Origin of the sequence: Brevundimonas sp. NPDC058933 (assembly GCF_049315965.1) — a bacterium.
Lineage (GTDB): Bacteria > Pseudomonadota > Alphaproteobacteria > Caulobacterales > Caulobacteraceae > Brevundimonas.
Genome location: NZ_JBMOSL010000026.1, coordinates 2,425 through 3,012, shown reverse-complemented (window position 1 = coordinate 3,012; position 588 = coordinate 2,425). Strand labels below are relative to the sequence as shown.

1 protein-coding gene and 1 pseudogene are annotated in these 588 nt (G+C 65.0%); both read right to left on the bottom strand.

Translation table 11 applies throughout. The features are described 5' to 3' along the window. Window positions 1-308 (bottom strand): mercury resistance co-regulator MerD (gene merD, locus ACOZBP_RS17295; RefSeq protein ID WP_422677553.1); only part of this gene is annotated, 308 nt, incomplete at its 3' end. A 17-nt stretch (window positions 309-325) separates the two neighbouring features. Continuing rightward, window positions 326-588 (bottom strand): annotated as a pseudogene (locus ACOZBP_RS17290) (mercuric reductase); the annotation flags it as partial.

Genomic DNA, 588 nt, shown 5'->3' with positions numbered 1-588 from the left:
TCGACGCTGGCCAGGGCCTCGCGCCGACGCTCGACGAGTTGCCGCAACACGGCAAGCTGCGCAGACGCACCGTCACCGTCCGCAGCATCCAGCGCCCGGCACAGCCGCGCCAGTGCGTCCAGGCCGATACCCGCTTCGAAGGCAGCCCGTACAAAGCGCAGCCGTTGCAACGCGGTGTCATCGAACAAGCCGTAGCCGCCCGTGGTGCACGCGACCGGCCGTAGCAATCCGCGCAGCAGGTAGTCGCGCACGATATGCACGCTCACCCCGGCATCAAGGGCCAGCCGGGACACTGTGTAGGCGCTCATTGAACACCTCCTTTTCCTCATCCGGCGCAGCACGAAAGCTGCTTCACGTCCTTGCTGAAGGTCTGCGCCGCGAGCTTCAGCCCTTCGACCATGGTCAGGTAGGGGAACAATTGGTCGGTCAGTTCCTGCACGGTCATACGGTTGCGAATGGCGAGCACCGCCGTCTGGATCAGTTCACCCGCTTCCGGGGCCACCGCTTGCACGCCGATGAGCCGTCCGCTACCTTCCTCGATGACCAGCTTGATGAAGCCGCGTGTGTCGAAGTTGGCAAGCGCACGCG